Genomic DNA, 22,592 nt, shown 5'->3' with positions numbered 1-22,592 from the left:
GCGCGCCGCGGTGATCGAGGGGGACGCGAGGGAGTGCCGGGGGAGGTCCGAGGGAGCCCGCGGCCGGGCGCGTGCGAGGCGAATCCGGGGGCTGCGTAGGGGTGTCGGATCCGCGGTGAGACCATGGGGCGTCATGCCTACCGTGTCCGCCCCGCTTCGCGCCGCGCGAGCCGCCGTGTTCGCCGCGGTGTGCGTCGCGCTGTCGGCGGCCGGGCACGCGTTCATGACGGCCGAGCCGCTGCCGTGGTGGACGTTCGCCGCGGGCTTCGCCGGCGTTTTCGCGGTGGCCTGCGCGGCCGCCGGGCGGGAGCGCTCGTGGGCGGGCATCGGCGTGCTGCTGGCCGCCGGGCAGGTGGCCCTGCACACCCTCTTCAGCTTCGGCATGGCCGCGTCGCACACCGGCGCGGCGATGGACGGCCGCGCCTCCGGGCTGAGCGTCCTCGACCGGCTGCTGTGCGGGTCGCGCGACTCCGGCGGGCACATCATGCTGCCGTCCGGCTGGTCGGCCCGCGACGTCGTGGCGAGCGCGGGCATCGACCCCGACAAGGCGGGCGCGCTGCCCTCCATGCCGGGCGGGGCACACGGCGGAGGCCACTCCGTCGGCCCGATGATCTTCGACGGCGGCTACGGCATGCTCGCCGCGCACGCGGCCGCCGCGCTCGTCGCCGCGTGGTGGCTGCGCCAGGGCGAAGCGGCGCTGTTCCGCCTGCTGGCACGCCTGAGCGGCGCCGCGGTGGCGCCGCTGCGCGCGGTGCTGGCCGTGCTGTTCGGCACCGTTCCGGCGGCGGGCACCCCGCTGCCGGTGCGCCGTCCGCGGGCCGCGGTGCGCCGCCTGCTGTCGGCCGAGTTGCGGCATGCCGTCGTGCGGCGCGGGCCGCCGGCGTTCGCGCCCGCCTGCTGACCCTTTCTCCTGCTGTGTCGGCCGCCGCCCCGGTATCCGGGCGTGTGCGCGGCCTCGGCCGCCGTGCCGTGGGAGGAGACCGGATCCGGCAGGCCTGTCCGGCGTTTCCGCCGTTCTCGCCCGCGCGTCCGCGAAGGCCGCGCATCCGGTTTCCGTACCCCGCCCGCGCTGTGCCGCGGCGGCGTACGCCCATCCAGGGAGACTCAGCACCCATGCGTGCAAACATCCGCACCGCCCGTCCCGCCCGCCGCCGTGCGCTGACGCTGACCGCGATCGCCGCGGCGGCCGTCCTCGGACTCGCCGCGCCCGCGTCCGCGCACGTCAGCGTCCAGCCCGGCCAGGCCGAGCAGGGCGGCTACGCGGGCGTGACGTTCCGCGTCCCGAACGAGAACGACAACGCGGGCACCACCAAGCTCGAGGTCAACCTGCCCGACGACAAGCCGCTGACCTCGGTGCGCACCCGCCCGCTGGCGGGCTGGACGGCCAACGTCGAGAAGAAGACCCTGGCGACGCCGATCACGTCGCACGGCAAGACGATCACCGAGGCGGTGTCCAAGGTGACGTGGACCGCCAACGCGGGCACCCGCATCAACCCCGGCCAGTACGAGGACTTCGAGGTGTCCCTCGGCCCGCTGCCGACCGACACCGACAAGCTCGTCTTCAAGGCGCTGCAGACGTACGACAACGGCGACGTCGTGCGCTGGATCGACCTGCCCGGCCCGGACGGCAAGGAGCCGGAGAAGCCCGCGCCGACCCTGAAGCTGGTCCCGGCGGGCACCGGCAGCGCGGCCAAGCCGAGCCCGGCGGCGTCCGGCGCGTCCGACCAGAACGTCACCGTCGCCGCGTCGAAGTCGGACAAGGCCAGTGACTCCACCGCGCGCACGCTCGGCATCGCCGGGCTGGTGGTCGGCGTGCTCGGCCTCGCGGTCGGCGCGTTCGGCCTGATCCGCGGCTCGCGCCGGGCCTCGTAGCCCCGCTCCCCCTCCGTCCACGTCATCGATCGGAAGAAATCCATGCGCAAGGCACTGGTCAGGACCGCGGCACTCGCCGTGGCGGGGCTGCTCTTCGCCGCGGGCTGCAGCAGCTCCGACGGCAACGGCACTCCGAGCGGAAACGGCGCGCCGGTGAAGATCACCTCGTCGGGTCCGCCGTCGAAGTTCCGCGGCACCGAACTGGACCGGCCCATGGAGAAGCCCGATCTGGCGCTGACGGACACGTCGGGGCAGGCGTACGACTTCAAGGCCCGCACGGCCGGCAAGGTCACCCTGCTGTACTTCGGCTACACGCACTGCCCCGACGTGTGCCCCACCACCATGGCCGACGTGGCCCGCGCCCTCACCAAGCTCAAGGCGGAGGACCGGGCGAACGTCAACGTGGTGTTCGTGACCACCGACCCGGAGCGCGACACCGGTCCGGAACTGCGGCAGTGGCTCGACGCGTTCGATCCGTCGTTCACCGGGCTGACCGGCTCGTTCGAGACGATCCGGGCGGCCGCGAAGAGCGTCGGCGTGCCGATCGAGCCGCCGGTGGTCAAGGACGGCAAGGTCACCAGCACGCACGGCACCCAGGTCGTGGCGTTCTCGCCGGACAACCGGGCGCGCGTCGTGTACCTGGCGTCGGTCGGCATGAACCCGGACGGCAGCGCGGCCGGGATCACCGCCGACGACTTCGCGCACGACCTGCCGCTGCTGATCCACCCGGACGCGTCATGAGGCTGCCCCACCGCACGGTGCTCTTCGGAGCGGCCGGGGCCGTCGTCCTCGCGGGCGGGATCGCGCTGGTCGCGTGCGCGAGCGGCGGGTCGTCCGGGTCGGCGCCGAAGCTGGCGGTCGTCGACCCGTACATCCCGCAGCCCGCGTCGCCGGATGTGGCGGCGGGGTACCTGGTCGTGCGCAACGACGGGGACTCCGCCGACCGGCTGGTCGCGGTCAGCTCGACGTTCGCGCCGAGCGCGGAGATCCACGAGTCGAGCGGCAACTCGATGCAGCAAGTCGAAGGCCTCGACATCCCGGCGCACGGCCAAGGCGTGCTCGGACGCGGCAACATGCACCTGATGTTCATGGATCCCACGCGCCAGCTGAAGAAGGGCGAATCCGTCGACGTGACGCTGACGTTCGCGAAATCCGCGCCGATCACCGTGCACGTGCCGGTGCTCGGGGCGGCGGACCGGCCCGGCGATCCGGGCGTACCGTCCGGACCGGCCGTGACGGCGGGGTCACCGGAGCACACGGGCCATGGCGGTTGAGCCGATGACGGGTCCGGCGGCCGCCGCCGGGCCCGGGCGCCGCCGGTTCGCCTGGATCTTCGCGCTGCCCGTCCTGCTGGTGGCGCTGGTGCTCGGCGGCGCGGGCACCGCGTCCGCGCACGCGAGCCTGGACTCGACCGATCCGGTGTCGGGGTCGACGCTGCCGTCCGGCCCGCCGACGGTGACGCTGCGGTTCAGCGAGTCCGTGTCGACCGAACTCGGCGGCGTGAAGGTCCTCGACCCGGCCGGGAAGCGCGTCGACTCCGGCAACCCGGAGCACGGCATCGGCGGCGGTTCGACGGTGCGCGTCAAGCTGCTGTCCGGGCTCGGTCCCGGCACCTACACCGTCGCGTGGCGGGTCGTCTCGGACGACTCGCACCCCGTCTCCGGCGCGTTCACGTTCAACGTGATCCGGGCCTCGGCCGGTGCGAACGTGTCCGGGCTCGGGCAAGGCACCGACAGCGCGGTCAACTTCGCCGACGGGGTGGCGCGGTGGGCGGCGTTCCTGTCGTTCGCGCTGCTGTCCGGCTCGGTGCTGTTCCTGGTCGCGCTGCGGCCTGCCGCGGTCGGCCGGTTCCGGGTGTGGATGCTGCTGTTCGCGTCGTGGGCCGGACTGCTCGTGTCCACGGTCGCGGCGCTGATGTTCTACGGGCCCAGGGCCTCCGGGCTGTCGTTCTCGTCGGCGTTCGACCTGGACGTGCTGCGGGTGACCCTGGACAGCAAACTCGGGCGCGCGCTGTCGGTGCGCATCCTGGTCCTCGGCGCGGCCGGCGCCCTGCTCGGCTACCTGGTGGCGGTGCTCGGCGAAGCCGAACGCCGCGCCAGGATCGTGCTGGGCTCGGCGTGGGTCCTGCTGTCCACGGGCCTTGCCGCGACCTGGTCGATGGCCGACCACGCGTCCGTCGGGCGGCAGGCGCCGCTCGCGACGGCCGCGGACATCGTGCACCTGCTCGCGATGGGCTGCTGGATCGGCGGGCTCGCGGTCATGCTGACCCTGCTGTTCGGTCCGGACCGGGACGAGGACGGCGAGGAACTGCCCGGCGGCCTCGACGTGCCCGCGGTGGGCACGTTCTCGAAGGCGGCGATGGCGAGCGTTTCCGTGCTGGCGGTCACCGGCGTGTACGCGGCGTGGCGGCAAGTCGGGTCGTTCGACGCGTTGTTCTCCACGACGTTCGGCCTGCTGCTGATCCTCAAGGTCAACTTCGTCGTGCTGATGATCGCCGCCGCGTGGGTCGCGCGGCGCTGGCTGCAAGCCCGGCTGCGCTCGCGCGCCGGTGCGGGCGCCCGCGCCGGGGACCCGCTGCCGCAGCGCCGGACCCTCCAGCGGGCGGTCGGCGCGGAAGCCGCGCTCGCGATCGCGGTCATCGCGGTCACCGCCGTGCTGGTGAACACCGAGCCGGGACGCACCGCGTGGGAGCGCGAGCAGGCGACGAAGCCGCGTACGGTCAGCGTCACGCAGCAGTACGACGCGGGTGGCTCGGCAGGCATTGCGGCAGGCAAGGGCCTCGTGGAGGCGGTCGTCGACCCGGCCCGCACCGGTACGAACACGGTGGACGTGTTCGTCCGCGACCCGCAGAAGAACCCGATCGACCCGCCCGAGGTCACCGCGGCCATCGCGCTGCCCGACAAGCAGATCGACGGGATCACCCTGGCGCTGGAGCACATCGGGCCGGGGCAGTGGCGGGCGCAGAACGTGTCCTTGCCGATGGCGGGCACGTGGCAGCTGTCGGTCTCGGTGCGGACGAGTGAGATCGATCGGGCGACGGTGACGTTGCCGGTGAAGGTGCGGTGAGGACAGTGGGCAACGACGGAATGTCGCGGCGCGGTCTGCTGGGTGCCGCCGGCGCGGCCGGGCTGGTGCTCGGCGGGGCCGGCGGCGCCGGGGTCGCGGCGGCCGTGGCGGATTCGTCCGGCGGCGGTCCCGCGCTGACCTCGCTGGGGTCGACGGCGGTGCCGTTCCACGGCGCCCGGCAGGCGGGCATCACGACGCCGCCGCAGGCCCGGACCGTACTGGCCGCCTACGACCTGGAGCCGGGAGCCGACCGGGCGAAGACCGCGGCGCTGCTGCGGCGCTGGTCGGACGCGGCCGCGCGGATGAGCCGCGGGGGACGCGCCGACGCCGACGACCAAGTGGCGCTCGACGCGGGGCCCTCGTCGCTGACCGTGACGTTCGCGTTCGGGTCCGCGCTGTTCGACAAGCTCGGCATGGCCGACCGGCGGCCCGCCGCGCTCCAACCCCTTCCGGCGTTCCCCGGCGAAGAGTTGGACGCGGCGCGCAGCGACGGCGACCTGCTGGTCCAGGTGTGCGCGGACGACGCGCTGGTCGGCTTCCACGCGCTGCGCACGCTGCACAAGCTCGCCCGGGGCACGGCACGCCCCCGCTGGCGGATGGCCGGGTTCGCCCGGTCGCCGGGCGCGACGGCCGCGCCGATGACGCACCGCAACCTCATGGGCCAGGTCGACGGCACCAAGAACCCGCGTCCGGGGGACGCGGACTTCGAGGCCAAGCTGTTCATCGCGCCCACGGCGGATCCGGTGTGGGCGCGGGGCGGCTCGTACGTCGTGGTGCGGCGCATCCGCATGCTGCTCGACAGCTGGGACGGGCTGGACGTGCCCGCGCAGGAGCGGGTCATCGGGCGGCGCAAGGACACCGGGGCGCCGCTGACCGGCGGCGCGGAACGCACCGAGCCGGACTACGGGCGGCGCAACGGCGACGGCACGCCGGTCATCGCGGCGAACGCGCACATCCGGGTCACCGCACCGGAGTTCAACCGCGGGGCGGCCATGCTGCGGCGCGGCTACTCCTACGACGACGGGTTCCGCCCGGACGGGACGGCGGACGCCGGGCTGCTGTTCGTCGCCTGGCAGGCGGATCCGCGGGACGGGTTCGTGCCGGTGCAGCAGAAGCTGGCCCGCGGGGACGCGCTGTCGCCGTTCATCCGGCACGAGACGAGCGGACTGTTCGTGGCGCCGCCGGGCTGCGCGCCGGGCGGGTACGTCGGGCAGGGGCTGTTCGAGGGGTAGCGGCTACGGCTTCCCGTCCGCGGGCGGGGCGCCGGAGACCAACCGGACGTCGCCGTACCTGCCGGCCACGATCGCGGCCTGGTTGGCGAGGCTGTCCGGGCGGGCCGTGCTCCAGTAGTCGCTGTGGCCGGCGGCGCCGTCCGTGGTGAACCGGTTGGCGCCGAACGCCGGGTCGGTGGGGGTCGTTCCGGTGACCGGGCTTGCGTACGTCATCGCGCCGAGGCCGGGCACCGGATCGCCCTGCGCGCGGCCCACCCAGACATGGCCGGGTCCGGCGCCCAGTTGGGTGGCCCGGGTGGCGTGCACACCGGGGCTGCCGACCACGACGATGTCGTCGGCGTGCAGGCCGGAGCCGGTCTGGGCGGCTTCGCCGACGACGAGGGATCCGTAGCTGTGGCCGATCACGGTGAGGTGGCCGGCGCCCGGCTCGTGCGCGGCGCGGAGTCCCCCGGTGAAGCGGCCGAGGTGCGGGGCGGCGCGTTCGGCATAGCGGGGATCGAGGGCTTGGGCGAGCCGGTCGGGGGTGTCGTAGCCGATCCAGGCGACGGCCGCCACGTCCGGGCTGCCGGTTTTGGCCTGGGCCGCGGCGCGCAGGTCGGCCACGCGCCCCAACTCGTCCCCCGCGGCGTCGAGGCCCACGCCCATGCCGGGGACGAACACGGCGGTGTGGCGCGCGTGGTCGGGATTGCCGACGGCGATGACCGCCCGTCCGCGTCCTCGGCCGCCCGCGGCGTAGTCGCCGTCGGGGTCGAAGGCGAGGAGATACGTGGGACCCCACCGGTGGGCGGCGGACTCCAGGTGGCCGCGCAGGGTCTCGACCCCGGCGAGACGGCGGCGCAGGTCGCCGATGCGGCTCACGAGTGCGGGACCGCCGCCGTTGCGCGCTCCGGCCTGCGCCAACGCGGTCTCCGCTGCCCGCAGTTCCCGCCGGAGGCCGGCCTCGGACGCGTGCAGCAGCAAGCGGTTGGCGCGATCGCGCACGGTGGCGGGGAGTCCGTCGAGCTTGCCGAGCACGGCGGGGCAGCCGACCAGGAACCGTTGCCGGGCGCCGTCGTCGAGGCCTGCCCACCAGGCACGTACGGCGTCCGGACTCGCCGCCGACGGGATGGCGCGGGCGTCGATGCGGGCGAGGAGGGCGACGGCGGTGCCGTCGTCCACCGCGTCGGCCCAGCGGTCGAGGCCGGGGCGGACCGCGTCCGGGGCCAGGTCGCGCAGGACGGCCGCGAAGCGGCGGTCGGCCATGGCGGCGGAGTCGAGCACGGTGGTGAGCGCGGCGGTGAGGCGGGCGGCGTCGGCCGGATCCCCGGCAGCGGCGGTGGGACGGATGGTGCCGTCGTCGTCGACCTGGAGTCCTGCCGCGGAGGCCTCGGCCAGCAGGCATTCCCCATTCCGCCGGGCGGCGGCCAGTTCCTGGGCTGCCCGGCCGATCAGGGCGGCCACGGCCGCCGCTTCCTGCGTCGCGATGCGCAACTCGGTTTCTTGGTCGTCGAGTTGTCGGGCGGCCGCATCGGCGTCGGCCCCTTGCCAAACGGCGGTGGTGAGAACCCCGGCGATCTCGGCCGCGGCCCGACCGAGGGCGTTCTCCACGTCGCCGGCCAAGCGCAGCCACTGGCGAGCGGCGGCATCCAGGGTGTCCGGGCGGAGATTCCGGAGCCAGGAAACGGTGCCGGGGGTCATGGTCCGCTCAGCGTGCGGCGGCGTCGAACGCGGCGGCGGCGCGGCCGTCGGCCGCGGAGTCGCGGTCTGCCGTGCTCGCGAGAGCCTGTGCGGTGCGCGCGAACGTCTCGCCCACGGCGGCCAGTCGGCCCTGCCAGGCGGCCGTGACCTCGGCGAGCGCGGTGGCGGTGGCGAACCCCGGGCAGGCCGCGGCGGCTTCATGACCGGTGATAACGATGCCGTCGGCGAGCCGGGGGAGTTCGTCCGCCATCCGATGCGCTTCCGCGGCGGCCGTCCTCAGTACGGCAGGATCCACATGCACGGAATGCCTTCCCCTCGCACTTCCGGCCGGTTGGTTGCGGCTCCGACTCTATGCGGAGTGCGGTGCCAAATCGGCCAGTTCACGGGGAGATCGGAAATCTTCACCGATAAGGGGCATCTCCCGTACGCCGGCGAGGCAGTCCACAGAGATATCCACAGGCAGGCCGGTGATCCCCGGGAAATTATCCACAACCCTGTGGATAAAGGTCTGGCGTTTGCTGCCGAATTGCCGGAAGCCCGCGCGTCGTTGGCGACTCAGGTGGTGACCCCTGCGGTCCGCGGCCGGGCGATGCGGCCGCGCGCGATCAGCTCGACGGTCACCGTGATCGCGGCGGCCTCCACCGCCAGCAGCGCGATCAGCACGAACAACTGCACCGCACCGGCGTTCCACGGCGAGGCGCCGCCGAGCAGCATGCCGACGAACGCGCCCGGCAGCGTGACCAGTCCGACCGTCCGGGTCTGGTCCAGCGCGGGGATCAGCGCACCCGACGCCGCGGGCCGGCAGATCTCCGTCCGCGCGTCGCGGTCGAGGAACCCGAGCGACAGCGCGGCCTCGACTTCGCCGTGCCGCAGGGTGAGCTCCTCCAATGCCCGGCGCCCGGAGAGGACGGTCGCGGTCATGGCGCCGCCGAGCTGGCTGCCTGCGATAGGGATGAGCACAAGGCCTTCGAACGGCACGATGCGGACGGCGATGAGGACGGCCAGCACCGGAATCGTGGCGACGAGGATCGGGACCGCGATCCAGGGTTCGTAGACGGCGCCGACGATGCGGCCGGACGCGGTGACCACGGCGACCGCGTACATGACGGCGATGAACAGCAGGCTCGCCCACCAGTGGTCCACCACCTGCGTGATGACCACCGCGACCACGAGCAGCTGCAGCGCGGCCCGGACCCCGGCCAGCAGCACCGCCCGGCCGTGCCCGAGGTGCGAGACCGCGGTGATCGCGAAGGCCAGGAGCAGGAGGACGGCGATGGCGGCGCCGAGAGAAGGGGTGACCGGGAGCTGGCCCGAGGAGGATGCCGCGGTTGCAGGGGCGGGCGCGGCGAGCGGGGAGAAGACGGAGGAATCCATGGGGGCCGCGTCGGGAAACAGGTGGGGTTCCCAGGGCTGGTGGGGCATGGGGTGACGGTAGGGCGTCGGGGGCGGGCGCGGGAGAGGACGCGCAGGGAAGCGGCCGAGGAACGGACCGGAACGGTGATTCGCCCGGATGGGTGATGATCCGTCGGCGAGTGCTCTCGGAGCGAGGGCATACGCTTGCTGGCATGCCTCACTCCTCCGCCGCTTCCGGTGCCCCCCGTTGGTCCTACCTCGGGCCGGAAGGGACGTTTACCGAGGCCGCGCTGCTGACGCTGCCGGAGGCCGCGCGGGCCGAGGCGCTGCCCATGGCCTCGGTGCCGGCCGCGCTCGACGCGGTGCGGCGCGGGGAGGCCGACGCGGCGGTCGTGCCGCTGGAGAACTCGGTCGAAGGCTCCGTGTCCGTCACGATCGACGAACTGGCCACCGGCGAGCCGCTCGTCATCGAGCGGGAGATCCTGCTGCCGATCTCCTTCGCCCTGCTGGTCCGGCCCGGCACCACGATGGCCGACATCAAGACCGTGTCGAGCCACGCGCACGCGCAGCCGCAGGTCCGCCGCTGGCTGGGGGCGAACCTCCCGGACGCCGAGTGGTTCTCGTCGGCCTCGAACGCGGATGCCGCCCGGCTCGTCCAGGAAGGCCGCTACGACGCCGCCCTCGCGGGCGAGTTCGCGGCCGAGCGCTATGGCCTGGTGCCGCTGGTCGCCGAGATCCACGACGTCGAGGGCGCGGTGACACGGTTCGTGCAGGTCCGGCGGCCGGCTCCGGTATCGCCGCCGACCGGGGCGGACCGCACGTCGGTGGTGGCGTTCATCGTCGACGACCACGCGGGTGCGCTGCTGGAGATCCTCCAGGAGTTCGCGGTGCGCGGGGTCAACCTCGACCACATCCAGTCCCGCCCCACCGGGGACGGCCTCGGCCACTACTTCTTCGCGATCGAGGCCGAGGGCCACATCGCGGACGCCCGGGTCGGCGAAGCGCTCATGGGCCTGCGGCGGGTGTGTGCGGGGGTGCGGTTCCTCGGCTCGTATCCGCGGGCCGACGGCGCGCGCCCGCAGGTGCGGCGCGGCACGTCCGACGCGGAGTTCGACGACGCGGCCCGCTGGCTCGACCGGGCGCGCCGCGGGGAGAGCTGACCGGGCGCCACCCGAGGGACAAGCCGGCGCGGGGCAATCAGCCGATCCCCGAGCCGAGGTAGGCCAGGACGGCCAGGACGCGGCGGTGGGTGTCGTCGTCCGGCGGCAGGCCGAGCTTGGTGAAGATGGCGCGCACGTGCTTGCCGACGGCCGGCTCGGAGATCTCCAGGGCACGCATGATCGCGGCGTTGGACAGGCCCTCGGCGATGAGTCCGAGGACCTCGCGTTCGCGCGGGGACAGCGCCGCGACGGGTTCCGCACGGCGGCGCAGCAGGCGGGCGACGACCTGCGGGTCGACGGCGGTGCCGCCCGCGGCGACGCGGCGCAGGGTCGCGGCGAAGTCGTCCACGTCGACGATGCGGTCCTTGAGGAGGTAGCCGATCGCCTTGCCGCCGCCGGTGGTGAGGAGTTCGGCGGCGCCGTCCGGCTCGATGTACTGGCTGAGCACGACGATCGGGAGGTCCGGCCGGGTGGCGCGCAGCGCGAGCGCGGCGCGCAGCCCCTCGTCGGCGAACGCCGGGGGCATGCGGACGTCGGTCACCACGAGGTCGGGGACGCTCTCGCGGACGGCCGCGGTGAGCGCGGCACCGTCCGGGACCGCGGTCACCTCGAAAGCGAGGCGCTCCAGCAGCCCGGTGAGCCCGGCACGCAGGAGGACGGAGTCTTCGGCGAGGATGAGGCGCAGCGTGTTCAGTGGTCGTCCTTGCTCCTGAGGGTCGGACAGGGTATTTCCACCCGCACCACGGTGGGGCCGCCCGCCGGGCTGGACAGCCGGAGGGTCCCGTCGACCACCGCGACCCGGTCGGCGAGCCCGGTCAGCCCGGTGCCGTCGGAGAAGCTCGCGCCGCCGTGCCCGTTGTCCTCGACGTCGACGGTGAGGCTGCCGCTCCGCAGGCGGGCGGTGATGCGGATGTCGTCGGCGCCGCTGTGCTTGAGGGCGTTCGCGAGCGCCTCGGCGGCGGCGAAGTAGGCGGCGGTCTCGACGGCCTGCGGCGGACGGTGCGGGAGGTCGATGTCGGTGCCGACGGGCAGCGGGCAGAACTCGGCGAGTTCGTACAGTGCGGCGCCGAGCCCGCGGTTGGTCAGCACCTGGGGGTGGATGCCGCGGATGAGCCCGCGCAGGTCGGCCAACAGCGTCTTGGCCTGCTCGTGGGCCTTGGCGACGGACTGCCCGGCCGGGGAGTCGGCGGGCAGGTCCATGCGCGCGAGGCCGAGTTCCAGGGTGAGGACGAGGAGCTGCTGCTGGGCGCCGTCGTGCAGGTCGCGTTCGATGCGGCGGCGCTCGGCGGCGAAGGCGTCGGCGAGGCGGGAGCGGGAGCGGGTGACTTCGACCAGGCGCGAGGCCAGGGCGTCGGAGCGGGGTTCGACGAGCGCCCGGGTCAGGCCGGCCTGGAGGTACGCCAGGCGGGCGAAGACCACGGCGCCGAGGCCGGCGCCGGCCAGCCCGGCGAGCGTGTACGGGACCGCCGCGAGCGCGCTGTCGGTGTGCCCGACGACGAGCGCCACCGGGCCGCTGCCGGTCGCCGCGACCAGGAGCGGAGCCGTGATCCAGCCCAGGCACACCAGAGCCCAGACCAGCGCGAGCAGGACCAGCGGGGTCACCCCGACCGCGGTCAGGTATCCGGCGGCCACCTCGCGCCACGCCCGGGCATAGCGCTCGCGGAACCGGGCGGCTGCCGGGCGCGGTTCGCGGTGCCGGGGCTCGTGGGCGGCGCCCGGCGTGAGCACCCGGAGCCTGCGCCGTTCCAGGGCGGCCACCGGGGCGGCGGCCCAGGGCGCGAGGACGACGGTGAGCAGGAGCCCCAGGAGCAGGAGCAGGGCGGGCACGACCGCGTCTTCCACCGAGGAGACCCCGTCCAGCCGCCCGGCCGCCGTCAGCACCGGCACGGCGAGACCGCCGAACAGCAGCGCGGCAAGCAGCGCCGACGGCAGGCCGAGGGCGAGGTAGCCGAGGCCGCGGGCCAGGTGCGGCAGCCGCGCGGCGGCGGCCGGACGGACCCCGGTGCGTCGGCGGGCGAAGCGGGCGGACAGCAGCACGACGCTCCTCTCACGATCGCTCCGGGTCGGAGCGCGAACGCTACACACCGACCCGACGGACCGGTTCCGCCGCTTGCCTTCGGGCCTCGCCGACCGGCCGCGGTCCGGGCCCGCTCCACGGCCGGCCGGCGTCCGCCGCTCCGGTGTCAGGTCCGCGCGGCGGCGAGTGCGGCGGGTCGTTCCCGCGTCGCCGCCCGGGCCGTCACCACGGCCGCGGTGACCGTGACCGCGAACGCGCCCAGCACGGTCGCCGCCAGGGTTCCCCACGGCACCACGACGATGGCCGTCCCGGTCACCGCCGCCGTGCTCTTGGCCATCCCCGCCATCCCGGCCGCCGCGACCACGCTGCCGAGCCCGAGGCCGATCGCGGCCACGGCGCACGCCTCGACGACCGCCATCCGGACGACCTGCGGGCGCTCCAGCCCGCTGAGCCGGGCCACCGCGAACTCGGCGCGGCGTTCGGCCGTGGCGATGACCAGGGCGTTGACGACGCCGACCAGCGCGTACACGCCCGCGAGACCGAGCAGCACCGCGAAGATCTTGTCGTTGCCGTCCTGCTGGGCCTCCGCCCTGCGGTCGGCCCACTCCGCGACCGTCGCCGTCCCGCCGATCCCCGCGGCGCGGATGCGCTCCTCCACCTCGGCGACGGGTACACCGGGCGCCACCGTGACGATGGACTCGCTCGCGGCGGCGGCCAGCACGCCCGCGGGCAGGATCTCCCGCGGCAGCAGGAACCGGTCGCCGATGTCCAGGGTCTCGGGCAGGACCGCGACGACGCGCAGCTTGCGTTCGGTGCCCGCGACGGCGACCGTGACGGTGTCGCCGACCTTGGGCGCGGAGAAGCCCTCGGCCGGCAGCGCGGGGCCGACGGCGACGGTGTCGCCGTGCAGGTCCGCCAGCGAGCCGGACTTCGGCGCCAAGGTCCGGGCCCGTGCGTAGGCGGCCGCGTCGACGGCGACCACCCGGTCCTCGAACGTGTGCGGCCGGGCGGCACGCGTGCCGTCCTTGCGGACCTCGGCGGTGACCGGAACCGGAACGGTGAGCTGGGACGACACGTCCGCGACCCCGGGGACCCCCGCAAGCCGCGCCGCCTGCTCGCCGTTCGCGGACGCGACGACGATGTCGCCGCGGGTCAGCCGCTCCTGCTCGACGCCGATCGACCGTGCCAGCACACCCAGCGCGCCGGACAGGCCGAGCACCAGCGAGACCAGGGTGATCAGCGGCGCGGCCACGGACGCGGTGCGGCGCGCGCCGTCGCGGATGTTCGCCTCGGCGAGCGCACCCAGCGGACTGCGCCGGAACACCATCCCGAACAGCCGGGCCGCGAGCGGCACGACCAGCGGACTGAGCGCGGACAGCGCCACGGCACCGACGATCGACAGCGTCATCGCGATGGTGATGGCGCCGATCGGGTCGGCGGACTGCGCGCCGACGACGAGTACCACCGACAGCGCGAGGCACACCACGCCGACGCACCAGCGGCCCCGGGTCATGACCCGGGCCGCCGCCCCGGTCTCCCGCAGGGATTCCAGCGGACGGATCCGCGCCGCCCGGCGCGCCGCGCTCCACGATCCGAGGAGCGCGATGCCGGCTCCGGCGGCGCTCGCGGCGAGTACGGAGCCCCAGTGCCAGTAGACCGGTTCGAAACCGGCGGGCACGAAGCCGACGTGTTCGAGCAGGCGGGTCTGCACCCAGGTCATGGCGACGCCCAGCGGCGCGCCGAGCAGCGCGCCCGCGACGCCCAGCAGCAGCGACTCGGTCGCGAGCAGCCGCTTGGTCTGGCCGCGTCCGGCGCCCAGCACGCGCAGCAGCGCGAGGTCGCGGCGGCGCTGGGCGACCGCGAAGGAGCAGGTCGAGCCGACGACGAGGATCGCCAGAAAGACCACCAGCGGGGCCTGAAGGCCCATCGTCACCGCGGCGCCGACGTAGTTCTCGCGCATGTCGTCGCGTTCCGCGCGGGACAGCCGCGCGGGGATCGCCGGGTCGGACACCGAGTGGAGGACGTGCAGCGACGACTGGACGAGCGCCACCCCCAGGGCGATCGCCACCAGGGCCCCGGCGAACAACTGCTTGCGGTCGCGCAGCGTGCTCAGGGAGAGCGTGAGCACGGCTCAGACCTCCAGCGACGCGAGACGGTCCGCGACCCGGTGGGCGGACGGCTGTTCCATCCGGTCGATCACCCGGCCGTCCGCGAGGAAGACCACCGCGTCGGCGGCCGCGGCCGCCGACGGGTCGTGCGTGACCATGACGATCGTCTGTCCCGTGCTGTCGGCCATGTTCCGCAGCAAGCCGAGCACCGTGCGGGCGGACGTCGAGTCGAGGGCGCCGGTCGGCTCGTCCGCGAACAGCACCTTCGGCTGTGTGACCATCGCCCGTGCTATCGCCACGCGTTGCTGCTGGCCGCCGGACATCTCGCGGGGCCGGTGCCGTGCCCGGTCGGCGAGGCCGACGGCGGCGAGCGCGCGCCGGGCGTCCTCGCGGCGCACCTCCCGGCCGGCGAGCCGCAGCGGCAGCGCGACGTTCTGCTCGGCGGTCAGCGACGCGACCAGGTTGAAGTTCTGGAAGACGAACCCGACGGTGCCGCGGCGCAGCCGGGTCAGCCGCTTGTCGTCCGCCCCGGACAGGTCCTCGCCGAGCAGGACGGCCTGGCCGGAGTCCAGCGTGTCGAGGCCGGCGGCGCAGTGCAGCAGTGTCGACTTGCCCGAACCCGACGGGCCCATGACCGCCGTCCACGAGCCCGCGTCGAGCGACAGGTCCACGCCGTCCAGGGCGGTGACCCGCGCGTCGCCGGTGCCGTAGCCGCGCACGGCCCGCCGCATTTCCAGCACCGGGCCGCCGGTCCGCACCGCCGCCGAACCCGCCGCCCCGTACCGCATGTTGTGCCCACGTCGCCCTCCCGATGCCCCTCGCTCCCGCCGTTCCGGCGGTACACGAAGTCCATCAACCGGGCAGGCGGAGGGCACTCCGGCAGGCACGCGGATCTCGGGTATGCCCAGGCATACCCCCGTCTCGGCGGGTGCGGCGGGCGGCGGGGTCCGGGCGGTCCCCGCGGTTACGCCGGGAAGTCGAAGCTGTAGCCCTGGTTCACCAGCCACGGCAGGAGCCGGGCCAGGACCGCGACGCTCTGCGAGCGGTCGCCGCCCGCATCGTGCATGAGGACCACGCCGCCGGGGCGGAGTTCGCTCTTGATGGTGGCGAGGATGTGGTCCACGCCGCCGCGTTCCCAGTCGCGGCTGTCCACCGACCAGTCGAGCGGCTTCATGCCGTACGACGCGGCGGTCTGCTTGATCGTCGTCGACCAGCCGCCGCCGGGGGCGCGGAACCACGGGATCTCGGCTCCGGGGACGGCCGCCAGGATGGCGTCGCGGGCGCTGCCGATCTCGCGGCGGACGTCGGCGGCGGGCAGCCGGGCCAGCTTCTCGTCGTGGGTCTCGGTGTGGTCGCAGAGGCGGTGCCCCTTGGCGACGATCCGGCGCACCAAATTCGGGTATTCGCGGGCTTGTTCGCCGACGATGCAGAACGTCGCCTTGACGTCGTACTGGTCGAGCAGCGCGAGGACCTTGGGCGTCCAGACCGGGCTGGGGCCGTCGTCGAACGTCAGCGCGACGTTGCGGCCGGCTTCGGCGGTGTGCCGCACCACGCCCTGGGACACCGGGGCCTGGGACGGCGAGGTCGTCCGGGGCGCCGGGGCCTGGGTCGACGGACTCGGGGAAGCCGAGGTCCGGGGCGCCGGAGCCTGGGGCGCCGTCGTCCGGGGTGTCGGCGCCGCGGACGCGCCGGCCGACGGTCCGCCGCCGGGCGCCGTCGGGTCCGGGCCGCCGCGGCCGAGGTGCGGGTCGGGAGCGGCCTGCGGGCCGGGGGCGTTGGGCGTCGCAGGGCGGGACCCGTGGCCCGCGTGCGTCTGGCCGGCACCGCCCGAAGCACAGCCGGCCGCGGTCAACGCGAGCACCGCGGCGGCGGCCACCGTGTTCCGGACACGCTTCCCCCGGGCTGCGCGGGCTTCTCGGACAAGCGGCACCACAGGCCTCCTCGGGGGGTCGGGGGGAGTCGGGAAAGCAGTCGGCTCGGACGAACCGACGTCCACCGTCGCACACCAAAAAGGCAAAAGGTGCGATATTCACACGAATGCTCCGCGGAGTTGACGAGCTGTTTGCCCGCCTGGAGACCCCGCCGACGCCTGGGACTTGGACCCCGCTCCGGGGCACCGAGAAGGCAAACGCCCAGCGTGTCCGGGACTCCGACGGCCGACAGGGAAGCCGCGCGCACGGCGGCGGAGGCCGGGTCCCGGAGCGGCTCCGATGCGGACGGCGGCGTGGCGGAGATCACCCCGCCCGGTGCCGCGACGGCGCGCAAAGACGGAACGCGGGCAGCGTAGGCGGCGACGACCGCGCGGCCGGAAACCGCCCGGCGACCCCGGCGGTCCTGCCGCGGCGCCGTCCCGCGACGCCGCGTGACCGCTCAGGTCGCCGCCGGTGCCGACGTACTCGCCGCCGGGTTCCCCGGCTCCGGGGCGAACTCCGGAGGCGCCGCCGGGAACGGCTCGGCCCGCGACTCCGGCCGCAGCGCCACCACGCCGTCCGGGACCCGGACGGTCAGTACGCCGGGCCGGACGTGCACCGTCAGGCGGGTGCCGGGACCGATCGGGTCGCCGTCGAGTTCGCGCGGTTCCGGACGGGCGGTCTCCACCTCGACCTTGCGGCCGGTGAAGTGCTCGATCGGCCGGCGGCGGAGCTGCCGGTCCGGGGCCTGCGGCTCGTCGCGGCGGCGTCGGCCGACGACGCGGAGGGTCGCGTGCGCCCAACCGGTCATGCCGTACGGCGCGAACACCACGACGTCGAGCATGCCGTCGTCGGGCTCCGCCCCGGGCAGCAGCTGCATGCCCGCCTGGAGGGCGCCCACGTTGCCGACCAGCACCATGCGGGCCCGGCGGGTGATCGGCGGGCCGTCGTCGATGCGCAGCGTGACCCGCATGCGGGCGTCGCGGAGATGCCGGGTCGCGGAGACCGCGTAGGCGGGCCAGCCGACCTTCTTCTTGAGCGCGTCGGGGGCGTCCGCGACCATCGCGGCGTCCAGGCCGATGCCGGCCATCGCCGTGAAGTGCCGGATCTCGCCGCCGGGCTCGTCGGGGTCGATGGCGCCCAGGTCGATCGCCCGGTCGCGGCCGTGCACCGCCACGTGCACGGCGTCGGCCAGGTCGATGGGGAGGCCGAGGTTGCGGGCCAGCAGGTTGCCGGTGCCGGACGGCACGACCGCCAGCGGCACGCCGGTGCCCGCCAACGCGCCCGCGCACTCGCGGACCGTGCCGTCGCCGCCCGCCACCACGACCAGGTCGACGCCCTCCGCGACCGCCGTGCGGGTGACGCCCGCACCGGGGTCCTCGACGGTGGTTTCCAGCCACAGCGGCGGCGCCCAGCCGGCCTCGGCCATGATCTTGTCGATGCGGGCGCGGTCGTCCGCCGAGTCCAGTTTGATCGGGTTGACCACGAGCGCGGCCCGCGGCACGTGCCCGTCGCCGGTGTGCCGCAGGTTGCCGCCCGGGCCGCCCCAGACGGAACGCGGCGAGAGCACCGCCGAATTCATGACGGCGAGCGCGGCGGCGGCGGACGCGATCGCGGCGATGACGTCGGTCGGGTGGCTGTCGCCGCGGTAGACGCGGGCGAGACCGACGGCGACCGGCACCAGCAGGCACAGCACCCGCCACACCCAGCGGCCGACCCGGCCGCCGATGCGCGCGGACAGCAGGATCGCGATGCCGCCGTACAGCGCGAGCGCGGCACCGGTGTTGCCCGACGGATAGCTGCCGTGCCCCGGCAGGTCGTCGAGCCGCACCACGTCCGGCCGGTCGCGCTCCACGAAGATCCGGGCGAGCACGAAGACGAGGGTCTGCGCGGCGACCGCGCCGACCAGGAACAGCGGCGCGCGCCACGACCGGTAGGCGGCGAACGCCAGCGCCGCCGCGGCGATGGTGACCGCGGTCACGGCGCCCCAGCCCGACAGCGCGGACAGGACGTCGGACACCGCGTCCCAGCCGCCGGAGCGGTGCGCTTCGAACGTCCGCTCCAGGTCGTCCTCGCCGGAAATGGGCCACACGCCGTCGAGGACGCGCGTCACCAGGAGACCGAGTCCGATGACCGCCAAGGCCGTCGCCACCAGCGGCAGGGCGATCCGTCGCAGGAACCGTCCTGCTTCCGTGAGCATGGTCGCAATTCTTACCCAGACGAGGGGCCGGTCGGACGCGGCGTGGCCAACCCCGCACTCCCGCCCCGCGTGATCTGCGCCTCGCCGTCGTCCGCGGGACCGTCCTCGGGGCGGTCCGAAGGGGCGCTGGAGGGGTCCTCCGGCTCGGTGCCCGCGGGGTCCCACAGCGCGGCGATCGCCGCCCACAGCACGACCGCGACGACGACGCCGAGCGCCCACCCCGCGACCACGTCGCTGAGGAAGTGGACGCCGAGCGCCATGCGCGTGAACCCGACCCCCAGCACGGACACCACGGCCACCGCCCACAGCACCGGGCGGACCCGCCGCGGCACCACGGGCAGAAGCGCCGCCAGCAGCACCACACAGCCGAGCATCCCGTTGAGCGCGTGCCCGGACGGGAACGACCAGCCCGGCGCGTCCGCCACCGGATCGGTGAACATCGGCCGGTCACGCGCCACGGCCACCTTCACCAGGGTCCCGGTGAGCCCACCGATGATCATGACCGCCGCGGTCCACACCGCCGTGCGGCGGCGGCCCTGCCACCACAGCAGGACCGCGGAGACCGCCGCGAGCGCGCGGAAATCCCACGGGTCCCACACCCATCCGGTGAGGAACGCCAGCGTGCGCCGCCACCCGGGATGGCCGACCACCCAAGTGTGCAGATCGGCGGCCACCCGGGCGTCGACCCGGTGCAGCGGCTCCCACCCCGCGGCCACCATGACGAGCAGCACGACGAAGACGCCGGCCGCGACGAGCGCGCATGCGGCAGCCCGCGGGCGCGAAGAGAGGGAGTGCACACCCCTTTGATACCTCGTCGATCGCCGGAAGGTCAGGAAAAAGAGTGGTGAGTCACCGGTACTCTGGTGCGCGTGATCGACCTGCGACTGCTCCGTGAGGACCCCGACCGCGTCCGTGCCTCGCAGCGTGCCCGCGGCGAGGACGAGACGATCGTCGACCGCCTGCTGGCCGCGGACGAGCGCCGCCGGTCGTCGGCGGTGCGCTTCGACCAGCTTCGGTCGGAGCAGAAGGCGTTCGGCAAGCAGGTCTCGAAGGCCAAGGGCGACGAGCGGGCCGCGCTGCTGGAGCGCGCGCAGGCACTGGCCGCCGAGGTCAAGACCGCCGACGCCGAACAGGACGAGGCCGCCGCGGAAGCGCAGCGCCTGCTCCAGGAACTCTCCAACGTCGTCGAGGACGGCGTCCCGCCCGGCGGCGAGGACGACTTCGTGACGCTGGAGGAGATCGGCACCCCCCGCGACTTCGCCGCCGAGGGCTTCGAGCCCAAGGACCACGTCGAGCTGGGGAAGATCCTCGGCGCGATCGACGTCGAGCGGGCCGCGAAGGTCTCCGGATCGCGGTTCTACTACCTGACCGGTGTCGGCGCGCTGCTCGAGCTGGCGCTGGTCAACATGGCGATGGCGCAGGCCGGCGCCGCCGGGTTCACCCCGATGATCACGCCCGCGCTGGTCCGCCCGAAGGCGATGGAGGGCACCGGCTTCCTCGGCCAGGCCGCGGAGAACGTGTTCTACCTGGAGAAGGACGACTTCTACCTGGTCGGCACCGCCGAGGTCCCGCTCGGCGCGTACCACATGGACGAAATCCTCGACGCGAAGCAGCTCCCGCTGCGCTACGCCGGGTTCTCGCCGTGCTTCCGCCGCGAGGCCGGCACGTACGGCAAGGACACCCGCGGCATCATCCGCGTCCACCAGTTCGACAAGGTGGAGATGTTCACCTTCACCGCGCCCGAGGACGCGCACGCCGAGCACCGGCGGCTCCTCGCGTGGGAGAAGGAGTTCCTCACCGCCCTGGAACTCCCGTTCCGGGTCATCGACACCGCCGCGGGCGACCTCGGCTCGTCGGCCGCGCGCAAGTTCGACTGCGAGGCGTGGATCCCGACGCAGGGCAAGTACCGCGAGGTCACGTCCACGTCGAACTGCACCGAGTTCCAGGCCCGCCGCCTCGCCGTGCGGATGCGTGACGAGAACGGCACGCGCCCGCTGGCCACCCTCAACGGCACGCTGTGCGCGGTCCCGCGGACCATCGTGGCGATCCTGGAGAACCACCAGCAGCCGGACGGCTCGGTGCGCGTTCCAGCCGCACTGCGCCCGTTCCTCGGCGGCCGCGAGGTGCTGGAGCCGGTGGGCGCCGCGTGAGCTTCCGGCTCGTCGCGACGGACCTCGACGGCACACTCCTCACCGAAGACCAGCGGATAACGGAACGCACGCGCGCGGCCCTGGCCGCCGCGGGCGCGGCCGGCGCGCACCACGTGATCGTCACCGGCCGCGCAGTGTCCTGGTCGCGGCCGGTGTTCGCGGCGCTCGGCTACGACGGTCTCGCCGTGTGCTCGCAAGGCGCGCAGGTCTACCACGCGGGCGAGGACCGGATCCTCACCTCGGTCACCCTCGACCGGCAGGTCGCCCGGCTCGCGATCGAGAAGCTGCGCGCCGACCTGGGTCCGGTGGCGGCCGCGGTGAGCCGGGCGGGCATCGACGGCGCGGTCGTCGTGGAGCCCTCCTACCGCTACTCGCTCCCGCTGCCGGTGCACACGGCCGAGGACCGCGAAGAGCTGTGGGCGGAGCCGATCCTCAAGGCCTACGTCCAGCAGCGCGATCTCGGCGACGACGAACTCGCGGCGCGGGCCCGGCAGATCTGCGACGGCCTGGTCGACGTCACGCACGCCGGACCCGGCATCGTCGAACTGCTGCCCGTCGGACTGGGCAAGTCGGTCGGCCTGTCGCTGGTCGCGCGCCGTCTCGGCGCCAAGGCCGCGGACACGGTCGCCTTCGGCGACATGCCCAACGACGTCAGCATGCTGCGCTGGGCCGGGCACGGCGTGGCCATGGCCAACGCCCATCCGGACCTCAAGGCGGTCGCCGACGAGATCACCGCGTCGAACGCCGAGGACGGCGTCGCGGTGGTGCTGGAGCGGCTGTTCCCGCAGGCCGGCTGACCCGCGGCCGGCCCTCGGCAGCGCGGCTGCCCGGCTGTGCGGCTGCTACAGCGCCCGGACCTGCGGCAGTCCCTCGGTCACGATGCGCTCGAACGCGGCTTCGTCGGTGCCGAAGACGGTGCCCGGCACCGGCAGGTGGACGGCGATCTCGGTCATGCCGACCGCCGCGTACCGGCCCGCGTAGTCGACGAACGCGTCGACCGAGTCGAGCGCGCGTTCCCCGGTCGACCCGTTCAGCAGGATCCGGCCGAAGCCGCTCGGGTCGCGGCCCTCGGCGGCGCACGCCTCGTCGAAACGGCGGGCCTGGTCGCGGATCGCCGCGGTGTACTCGGCCTCGGTGCGCCCTTCGAGCTGCTTCGGGTCGCCGAACGTCACCCACGCCTGCCCGAGGCGCGCCGCCAGCCGCAGGCCGCGCGGCCCGGTGGCGGCGACCGCGAACGGCACCCGCGGCCGCTGCACGCACCCGGGGATCATGCGGGCCTCGTCGGCGGCGTAGTAGCGGCCGCGGAACGTGGTGTCCGGCTGCGTCAGCAGCAGGTCGGCGAGTTCCAGGAACTCCTCGAAGCGGTCCTGCCGCTCCTGGGGCGTCCACGGCTCCTGCCCGAGCGCGGTGGCGTCGAAGCCGGTGCCGCCCGCGCCGATGCCGAGGGTGAAGCGGCCGCCGGACACGTCGTCGACGGTCATGACGTCCTTGGCGAAGGTGACCGGTTCGCGGAAGTTCGGCGACGACACCAGGGTGCCGAGCCGGATCCGGGAGGTGACCGCGGCGGCCGCCGTCAGCGTCGGCACCGATCCGAACCACGGCTCGTCGCGGAAGCTGCGCCAGGACAGGTGGTCGTAGGTCCAGGCCGCGTCGAAGCCGGCCTGCTCGGCGTCGCGCCAGCGCGCGGCGGCCTCGGTCCAGCGGTAGATCGGGAGGATGACGACACCGACTCGCATGGTCCCCGACCCTAGCCGAACCCGGGCGGCACCTCGCGCCGGACGATACGTGGCCAGTACACCGAAAGATTCCGGACAATCCCGAACACGCCGATGCGGCGTTCCGCACCG

General features: G+C 74.5%; 20 protein-coding genes. 9 read left to right on the top strand and 11 right to left on the bottom strand.

The genetic code is table 11. The annotated features are described in order from the left end of the window. Window positions 1-133 precede the first annotated feature (133 nt). The 6 genes from ABEA93_RS04945 (at window position 134) to efeB (ending at window position 6,170) form a co-directional block, all read left to right on the top strand. Window positions 134-901 carry a hypothetical protein gene (locus ABEA93_RS04945; RefSeq protein WP_345674027.1) on the top strand — a complete coding sequence of 256 codons (768 nt, stop codon included), beginning with the start codon at window positions 134-136 and terminating at the stop codon, window positions 899-901. Between the two features lie 212 nt (window positions 902-1,113). Next, window positions 1,114-1,872: a YcnI family copper-binding membrane protein gene (locus tag ABEA93_RS04940; RefSeq protein WP_345674026.1), complete on the top strand. Its 759-nt coding sequence runs from the start codon at window positions 1,114-1,116 to the stop codon at window positions 1,870-1,872. Between the two features lie 42 nt (window positions 1,873-1,914). Beyond that, complete coding sequence (locus tag ABEA93_RS04935) at window positions 1,915-2,613, top strand: SCO family protein (protein ID WP_345674025.1); 699 nt, start codon at window positions 1,915-1,917, stop codon at window positions 2,611-2,613. After that, window positions 2,610-3,146 (top strand): copper chaperone PCu(A)C, encoded by a 537-nt coding sequence (locus ABEA93_RS04930; protein WP_345674024.1) that lies wholly within the window; start codon window positions 2,610-2,612, stop codon window positions 3,144-3,146. Before ABEA93_RS04935 ends, ABEA93_RS04930 begins: the two co-directional genes overlap by 4 nt. Then, window positions 3,136-4,938, top strand: a complete 1,803-nt coding sequence (locus ABEA93_RS04925) for a copper resistance protein CopC (protein WP_345674023.1) — start codon at window positions 3,136-3,138, stop codon at window positions 4,936-4,938. The genes ABEA93_RS04930 and ABEA93_RS04925 overlap by 11 nt, the downstream gene beginning before the upstream one ends. 5 nt (window positions 4,939-4,943) lie before the next feature. Beyond that, window positions 4,944-6,170, top strand: a complete 1,227-nt coding sequence (gene efeB, locus ABEA93_RS04920) for an iron uptake transporter deferrochelatase/peroxidase subunit (protein WP_425584818.1) — start codon at window positions 4,944-4,946, stop codon at window positions 6,168-6,170. Between the two features lie 3 nt (window positions 6,171-6,173). Here the strand turns inward: efeB and ABEA93_RS04915 are convergent, their stop codons facing one another. From ABEA93_RS04915 to ABEA93_RS04905, 3 genes are all read right to left on the bottom strand, one after another. Then, window positions 6,174-7,847 carry an alpha/beta hydrolase gene (locus ABEA93_RS04915; protein ID WP_345674022.1) on the bottom strand — a complete coding sequence of 558 codons (1,674 nt, stop codon included), beginning with the start codon at window positions 7,845-7,847 and terminating at the stop codon, window positions 6,174-6,176. 7 nt (window positions 7,848-7,854) lie between these two features. After that, window positions 7,855-8,097 (bottom strand): hypothetical protein, encoded by a 243-nt coding sequence (locus ABEA93_RS04910; RefSeq protein WP_345674021.1) that lies wholly within the window; start codon window positions 8,095-8,097, stop codon window positions 7,855-7,857. Window positions 8,098-8,402: 305 nt separating this feature from the next. Continuing rightward, window positions 8,403-9,269, bottom strand: coding sequence for an ABC transporter permease (locus tag ABEA93_RS04905; protein ID WP_345674020.1), 867 nt, complete (start codon window positions 9,267-9,269; stop codon window positions 8,403-8,405). A 143-nt stretch (window positions 9,270-9,412) separates the two neighbouring features. Here ABEA93_RS04905 and pheA point away from each other — a divergent pair, with 143 nt between their 5' ends. Next, window positions 9,413-10,360, top strand: a complete 948-nt coding sequence (pheA, locus tag ABEA93_RS04900; protein WP_345674019.1) for a prephenate dehydratase — start codon at window positions 9,413-9,415, stop codon at window positions 10,358-10,360. Between the two features lie 37 nt (window positions 10,361-10,397). On the opposite strand, the gene ABEA93_RS04895 is transcribed toward pheA, so the two are convergent. The 7 genes from ABEA93_RS04895 to ABEA93_RS04865 form a co-directional block, all read right to left on the bottom strand. Continuing rightward, the gene (locus ABEA93_RS04895; protein WP_345674287.1) at window positions 10,398-11,036 is read right to left on the bottom strand and encodes a response regulator transcription factor; all 639 of its coding nucleotides are present in this window, start codon (window positions 11,034-11,036) and stop codon (window positions 10,398-10,400) included. Window positions 11,037-11,050: 14 nt separating this feature from the next. Then, window positions 11,051-12,397 carry a sensor histidine kinase gene (locus tag ABEA93_RS04890; protein WP_345674018.1) on the bottom strand — a complete coding sequence of 449 codons (1,347 nt, stop codon included), beginning with the start codon at window positions 12,395-12,397 and terminating at the stop codon, window positions 11,051-11,053. A gap of 146 nt (window positions 12,398-12,543) precedes the next feature. Further along, window positions 12,544-14,505 carry an FtsX-like permease family protein gene (locus tag ABEA93_RS04885; RefSeq protein WP_345674017.1) on the bottom strand — a complete coding sequence of 654 codons (1,962 nt, stop codon included), beginning with the start codon at window positions 14,503-14,505 and terminating at the stop codon, window positions 12,544-12,546. A gap of 3 nt (window positions 14,506-14,508) precedes the next feature. Beyond that, complete coding sequence (locus tag ABEA93_RS04880; protein ID WP_425584817.1) at window positions 14,509-15,273, bottom strand: ABC transporter ATP-binding protein; 765 nt, start codon at window positions 15,271-15,273, stop codon at window positions 14,509-14,511. A gap of 176 nt (window positions 15,274-15,449) precedes the next feature. Further along, window positions 15,450-16,415 (bottom strand): polysaccharide deacetylase family protein, encoded by a 966-nt coding sequence (locus tag ABEA93_RS04875; RefSeq protein WP_345674016.1) that lies wholly within the window; start codon window positions 16,413-16,415, stop codon window positions 15,450-15,452. A gap of 440 nt (window positions 16,416-16,855) precedes the next feature. Further along, window positions 16,856-18,595, bottom strand: coding sequence for a bifunctional phosphatase PAP2/diacylglycerol kinase family protein (locus ABEA93_RS04870; RefSeq protein WP_345674015.1), 1,740 nt, complete (start codon window positions 18,593-18,595; stop codon window positions 16,856-16,858). A gap of 11 nt (window positions 18,596-18,606) precedes the next feature. Beyond that, a complete protein-coding gene (locus ABEA93_RS04865; protein ID WP_345674014.1) occupies window positions 18,607-19,392 on the bottom strand; it encodes a phosphatase PAP2 family protein in 786 nt (261 codons plus the stop codon). 72 nt (window positions 19,393-19,464) lie between these two features. Between ABEA93_RS04865 and serS the strand changes: the two genes are divergently transcribed. Together serS and ABEA93_RS04855 are read left to right on the top strand one after the other, a co-directional pair. After that, window positions 19,465-20,745: a serine--tRNA ligase gene (gene serS, locus ABEA93_RS04860; RefSeq protein WP_345674013.1), complete on the top strand. Its 1,281-nt coding sequence runs from the start codon at window positions 19,465-19,467 to the stop codon at window positions 20,743-20,745. After that, complete coding sequence (locus tag ABEA93_RS04855) at window positions 20,742-21,542, top strand: HAD family hydrolase (protein ID WP_345674012.1); 801 nt, start codon at window positions 20,742-20,744, stop codon at window positions 21,540-21,542. The genes serS and ABEA93_RS04855 overlap by 4 nt, the downstream gene beginning before the upstream one ends. 45 nt (window positions 21,543-21,587) lie before the next feature. Here the strand turns inward: ABEA93_RS04855 and ABEA93_RS04850 are convergent, their stop codons facing one another. Beyond that, window positions 21,588-22,481 carry an LLM class flavin-dependent oxidoreductase gene (locus tag ABEA93_RS04850; RefSeq protein WP_345674011.1) on the bottom strand — a complete coding sequence of 298 codons (894 nt, stop codon included), beginning with the start codon at window positions 22,479-22,481 and terminating at the stop codon, window positions 21,588-21,590. Window positions 22,482-22,592 lie beyond the last annotated feature (111 nt).

It is taken from the genome of Yinghuangia aomiensis (assembly GCF_039542225.1).
Lineage (GTDB): Bacteria > Actinomycetota > Actinomycetes > Streptomycetales > Streptomycetaceae > Yinghuangia > Yinghuangia aomiensis.
The sequence above is the reverse complement of the archived record's forward strand: the minus strand, read 5'-3'. Positions and strand labels throughout refer to the sequence as shown.